The following is a 5,645-nucleotide window of genomic DNA, read 5'->3' as shown; positions in this document are numbered from 1 at the left end:
ATCGCCCGCTGGGAACCGGGCGACCCCCGGGAACCGGAACACCGCGCATGGGCACGTGACGTGTCCGCAGCGCTGGAATCCGGGGCCATGCCGGGCAGTTACCCCAACCTGCTGGGTCCCGACGAGACCGAGCAGATCGCACACGCTTACGGACCGAACACCGGACGACTGCTCGCGGCGAAGCACCGATTCGACCCCGACGGGGTGTTCCACGCCATTCCCCTGCCCATCCCGTCCCGTCCCATCCCGTCCGTCTGAGGTCCGCGTCCCGTGATGGCCGGCCATCACTTCGAGCCGGCCTGCGCAAGTCGGCAATTCCGTCGACCGTCACGTACGACGAGACGGGTCTGGTGGGGCGGCGTCGCGGGCCCCAGTCGGACCGCGTCCGGCATCGCCGTCCACGACGACCTGCTCGGCGACAGGGCCGCGATGAAGGAGTACGGTCGGCGCGATCCGGATCTGGGAGTGCGGTAGCGGCAGGCGCCGGCCGGCAGGTCACGGATCCGGTCCGCGTCGAAGCAACCCTTCCCGGGTGGGTGCAGCGCAACCACGCCCCGGCGTCCGCCCGCGATTAGCGTGACTGTCATGGAAAACGAGAACGAACTCGGTGACTACCTGCGCGCCCGTCGTGCGGCGGTCGCCCCGGCGGAGGTCGGCCTGCCCGATGACGGGCCGCGGCGGGTGCCGGGGCTGCGGCGCGATGAAGTCGCGCTGCTGGCCGGGATGAGCACGGACTACTACATCCGGCTGGAGCAGGGCCGCGAGCGGCATCCGTCCGAGCAGGTGCTGCGGGCGATCGCCGGGACACTGCGGCTGGACGACGCGGCGATGGCCCATCTCTTCCGGCTGGGCCTGTCCGTCGTCGGGACGGTGGTTGCCCCGACGACCGTCGCTCCCGAATTGCTGCGGCTGATGGACGGTATACGTGAGGCGCCGGCCTTCGTGGTCGGGGCGGCGCAGGACGTGCTGGCGGCCAACGCGATGGCGCGGGAGCTGTACCGCGGTTTCTCCCGGTACGACAACCTACTGCGGATGATCTTCCTGGATCCCTTCGCGCGTGAGTTCTATGCCGACTGGGACCACGCGGCCAGGATCGCGGTGGGCAACCTGCGGGCGTCCTCCTCGCAGTTCCCGCAGAACGACCGGATCGAGCGGGTCGTCGGTGAGCTGAGCACGCGCAGCCCCGCGTTCACGGGCCTGTGGGCGCGCTACGAGGTCCGTCCCCGCACGCACGAGGACAAGCACTTCCGGCACCCGCAGGTGGGGGAGATGCATCTGCACTTCGAGGCGCTCGCCGTCACCAGCGCCCCCGGACAGCACCTGTCCGTCTACAGCGCGGAACCCGGCAGCGCCAGCGCCGACGCCCTGGTCCTGCTCGGCCGGCTGTCCGAACAGGAAGCGACCCCGACGGACCAGACCGATCCCGCGGAAAAAGGAGAACTCCGATCATGACCGCGTCTCTGTCCGACGCCGCCGGCACCTTCGAGATAGCCGGCAAGAAGGTCGCCCGTCTCGGTTTCGGCGCCATGCGCCTGACCGGACTGGGGGTGTGGGGTCAACCCGACGACCGTCAGGAATGCGTCCGCGTGGTGCGCCGCGCCGTCGAACTCGGCGTGCAACTGATCGACACCGCGGACTCCTACGGCCCATATGTGAGCGAGGAGATCATCCGGGAGGCGATCCACCCCTACCGGGACGACGTACTGATCGCGACCAAGGCCGGGCTGACCCGCAACGGGCCCGACGTGATCAGGACCGACGCGGGACCGGTGCGCCTCGGTCCGGCGGCATGGCCGCCGGTCGGGCGCCCGGAGTACCTGCGTCAGCAGGCCCTGATGAGTCTGCGCCGGCTCGGCGTCGATCACATCGACCTGTTCCAGTTGCACCGCGTCGATCCGAAGGTCCCCTTGGAGGACCAGGTCGGCGAGCTGAAGAGGCTCCAGGACGAGGGCAAGATCGTCGCGATCGGACTGTCCCAGGTCACCGTCGGCCAGATCGAGCAGGCCCGCGCGATCGTGGAGATCACCACCGTCCAGAACCGCTACAACCTCACCGATCGCGGCTCCGCCGACGTCCTGGAGTACTGCACCCGCCACGGCATCGGCTTCATCCCCTGGGCGCCAGTGGCCGCCGGTGAGCTGGCCCGCCCCGGCGGCCCGGTCGACCGGATCGCGAGCACCCACCACGCCGGCCCGTCGCAAGTGGCGCTGGCCTGGCTGCTGGCCCGCTCCGATGTCGTCCTGCCCATCCCCGGTACCTCCAAGACCGCGCACCTGGAGGAGAACCTGGCGGCAGCGACCCTGCGCCTCAGCGAGACGGAAACCGACGAACTGACCGCCGCGGCGTGACATCCGCCCCAGGCAGGTCTCCCGCTCCTTCGCGCCGTGAGCGGCTACCTTCCCGTCTCCGTTCCCCACCCCCTTGTTCCCACCCTCCTGTTCCGACCGAAGAAAGATGCTTGCCATGCTGCTGCCCTCCGATGAGACGGGCCGAGGCCGCCCCGTAGTCCTGCTGCACGCCCGCCCCACCGACCGCACCATGTGGGGCGCCCACCTTCCTCTGCTCGCCGATGCGGGCGTGCGGGCCATCGCCCTGGACCTGCCCGGCCACGGCGATGCGGTCGTTCCCCAAGACCGTGAAGTGGCCCCCTGGGCGGATGTACTCGACACGCTCGACCACCTCGGGGCCGACCGCTTCGTCCTGGCCGGGAACTCCCTCGGCGCCCTGGTGGCGCTCCAGGCCGCCGTCACGGCACCTGAGCGGGTCGAGGGCCTGGTGCTCGTCGGTTACCGGCCCCACGACCAGCCGGCCTCCCCACGTCTGCAAGCCGCCTGGGACGCCGAAAGGACGGCGCTCGCCGCCGGCGACCTGGACGCAGCGGTGACAGCCGGCGTCGAGGCATGGACCTCGCCCGGCGCGACCGGCGAAGTACGCGCTCACGCGGCCCGTATGCTCCGCGGCCAACTCACCGGGCAACTCGCCCACGGCGAACCGCCACTGGCGGCAGACCCGCTCGGCGAAGGAACGGCAGCGCTGCGCACACTGACCGCTCCCGCCCTGGTCAGCGTCGGTGAACACGACATGCCCGACTTCTTCGAGGGTGGCGAGGCACTGGCCCGCGACCTCGACGTGGGCCAGACCGTGGTCATCCCCGCGGCGGGGCACCTCGCGCCGCTGGAACAGCCTTCCGCGTTCTGCGCCCTGCTTCTGGACTTCGTCCGCCGTCTCCCGGAGCGGTGACGCTGAACTCCGCACCCGAGCCCCTTCGCTGGAGGAGGAGGCCGCCCGCCAAACCCGGGTCCTGCGGCCGGTCACGGTCACTGCGGCCGCACACCAGCAGGGCCTGCCACAGCCGGTCCTCGACCAGCTCCACCGGGCGCCAACTCAAGCGCGCAGTCTCCACCTTGTGACCGGCAATTGTGGCGGGCGGATCATGATCTGAACCGTGTCACGAGCACACCCATACCGCGCCGCCGACCGCAGCGGCCACCAGGAAGGGACGCTGACCAGCCAGGCTGGCGACCTGGACCTGACCATCCCCAGGGCGGTCGGACAGCTTCCTCCCGAGCCCGCTGGAGCGGCGGCGCCGGATCGATCAGGCCCTGTACACGGTCATCATGGAGGCGTACACGCACGGCGGCGAGCACACCACCATCTCCAGCCTTATCCCCGCACAGGAGGCTGCCGCCCGCCGCCTGGAGATGCTCCCCCTCGGCTGGAGCCCATGACCTGCTGCGCTTTCTCCAGCTGATCGCGGGGGAGGGGCTGGAGGAGTTGGCGAAGGAGGCGGACTCGTTTGCCCGGGAGATCGCGGCACGGCTTCCGTCGTAGAACTGACAGACCTGCGCCCGCAGCCCCTCCGGGGCCGCGTGGCAGCCGCGTGGCAGCGATCTTCTGATGTGGGTCGTGCGTATACCGTCGCCGGGCCAGGGCTGACTCCGCCTGCGCGGTGTACAGCAGGTGGGATCAGATGGTGACCACGATCTTTCCCTGCATGTGTCCGCGCTCGGAGTGGGCGTGCGCCTTCGCGATCTCCTCCAGGGGGTAGGTCTGTTCGATGCGCGGCACGTAGTGGCCCTGCTCGCCGAGAGCGCCCGCTTCGGCCAGGAGTGTGGAATCGTTGACCGCGTTGGCCACCCGGACGCCCAGACGCTCTGCGTTGACGTGGTCGGCGACCGTCACCACGCGGTCCGGGTCGCCGACGATCTCGACGAGATCGGCCAGGGAGCCGGAAGCGGCGGCATCGAGGACGAGGTCGACCCCGTTCGGGGCCAGGCCGGCGAGGCGTTCCGCGAGGCCCGCACCGTAGGTGACGGGAAGGGCGCCCAGGGAGATGAGATATGCGTGGTTACGCTCACTGGCCGTCCCGATCACGGTGGCCCCCAGAGCGCGGGCGATCTCGACCGCCGCGCCGCCGACTCCTCCGGCAGCCCCCTCGATCAGCAGGGTGAGACCCTCCATCTGGCCGAGCGTCTTGAGTCCGCCCAGCGCCGTCACGGACGCCAGGCCGGCCGCGGCAGCCTCCGTATCGCTCCAGTTGGCGGGGGCGGGAGCCCAAGCTGACAGGACCGCCAGTTCGGCCGTCGCGCCCGTCACTCCGCCCAGGCCGAAGACGCGGTCACCGATGCCGACCGAGCTGACCCCCTCGCCGATTCTGTCCACCAGACCTACGGCGTCGCGGCCCGGGATCGCCGGCAGATCGACCGGGAAGAAGTCGCGCACCGAGCCGTTGCGCACCTTCCAGTCGACGGGGTTGACGCTGGCCGCCGTGACGCGGACGCGGATCTCTCCGGGACCGGGCAGCGGGTCCGGGGCCTGCTCGACGACGAGGGTGTCCGTGCCGCCGTACTCGTGGTAGCGGGCTGCGCGCATGATGACCTGCCTTGTTCGTCCGGATGGCTTGGTATGCCTTGACGTCGACTACGCTAAAACCTGACGTTGACGTGAGGTGCAAGTCGAGGCGTCAGCCAGGAGGAAGGAGGACGCATGCGGATCGGTGAGGTGGCCCGCCGGACCGGGGTGAGCGTGAGGGCATTGCGCTACTACGAGGAGCAGGACCTGCTGCAGGCCGAACGAAGCTCCGGCGGCCAGCGCCAGTATCCGGACTCTGCCGTCGACCGGGTCCACCTGATCCAGCAACTGTTCGCCGCCGGGCTGCCGAGCAGGTCCGTGCGAGGGGTCCTGCACTGTGTGTACTCCGGCACGGTGGCGCCGGGCCTTCTGGATCAGTTGGAGAGCGAGCGCGAGCGGATCAGTGGACGGATCACCGGCCTGCTCGCTGCGCGCGAACGGCTCGACGACGTGATCGCCACCACCCGTAACCCTCCGTCCGAATGCACCCACGCACGGGTGCTGGGTGCCCCAGCTCGCAGCGCTGCAGCAAGTTGATCCCCGCGCTACCGTTCCAGGGGATTCGTTCAGCCCTCCCACCCCGCTCACGAGGACGGAGCGCCGTCAGGAGGGTGCGCCGGAGATCTGCTCGGCGAACTGCGCTTGAAGGGCGAGCGGGACAGCAACTCGCGCTATCCATCTGCCAGTTGGCCTTGCTCCCTAGGCGCTGTTTCTCGGATCTGCTGACACGGCATGGTCGTTGAGTTCAGGCTGGGGGTATGGGCCGTGGGGATTTAACGAATGCGGAGTGGGAT

Annotated in this window: 6 protein-coding genes; 5 read left to right on the top strand and 1 reads right to left on the bottom strand. The window is 70.0% G+C overall.

Features of this window, described 5'->3' with window-relative positions:
• The 4 genes from ACIREE_RS42515 to ACIREE_RS42500 all read left to right on the top strand — a co-directional run.
• A partial coding sequence (locus ACIREE_RS42515; RefSeq protein ID WP_404164946.1) for a BBE domain-containing protein occupies nucleotides 1-258 on the top strand: 258 nt, incomplete at its 5' end.
• Nucleotides 259-585: 327 nt separating this feature from the next.
• The gene (locus ACIREE_RS42510; RefSeq protein ID WP_404164944.1) at nucleotides 586-1,452 is read left to right on the top strand and encodes a helix-turn-helix transcriptional regulator; all 867 of its coding nucleotides are present in this window, start codon (nucleotides 586-588) and stop codon (nucleotides 1,450-1,452) included.
• On the top strand, nucleotides 1,449-2,348 hold the full coding sequence (locus tag ACIREE_RS42505) for an aldo/keto reductase (RefSeq protein ID WP_404164942.1): 900 nt from the start codon (nucleotides 1,449-1,451) through the stop codon (nucleotides 2,346-2,348). Before ACIREE_RS42510 ends, ACIREE_RS42505 begins: the two co-directional genes overlap by 4 nt.
• Nucleotides 2,349-2,463: 115 nt before the next feature.
• Nucleotides 2,464-3,240 (top strand): alpha/beta fold hydrolase, encoded by a 777-nt coding sequence (locus tag ACIREE_RS42500; protein WP_404164940.1) that lies wholly within the window; start codon nucleotides 2,464-2,466, stop codon nucleotides 3,238-3,240.
• A gap of 726 nt (nucleotides 3,241-3,966) precedes the next feature.
• Here the strand turns inward: ACIREE_RS42500 and ACIREE_RS42495 are convergent.
• On the bottom strand, nucleotides 3,967-4,872 hold the full coding sequence (locus tag ACIREE_RS42495) for an NADP-dependent oxidoreductase (RefSeq protein ID WP_404164938.1): 906 nt from the start codon (nucleotides 4,870-4,872) through the stop codon (nucleotides 3,967-3,969).
• A gap of 114 nt (nucleotides 4,873-4,986) precedes the next feature.
• Between ACIREE_RS42495 and ACIREE_RS42490 the strand changes: the two genes are divergently transcribed.
• On the top strand, nucleotides 4,987-5,388 hold the full coding sequence (locus ACIREE_RS42490; RefSeq protein ID WP_404164937.1) for a MerR family transcriptional regulator: 402 nt from the start codon (nucleotides 4,987-4,989) through the stop codon (nucleotides 5,386-5,388).
• Nucleotides 5,389-5,645 lie beyond the last annotated feature (257 nt).

The sequence above is a fragment of the Streptomyces sp. NPDC102467 genome, assembly GCF_044765445.1.
Taxonomy (GTDB): domain Bacteria; phylum Actinomycetota; class Actinomycetes; order Streptomycetales; family Streptomycetaceae; genus Streptomyces.
The sequence above is the reverse complement of the archived record's forward strand: the minus strand, read 5'-3'. Positions and strand labels throughout refer to the sequence as shown.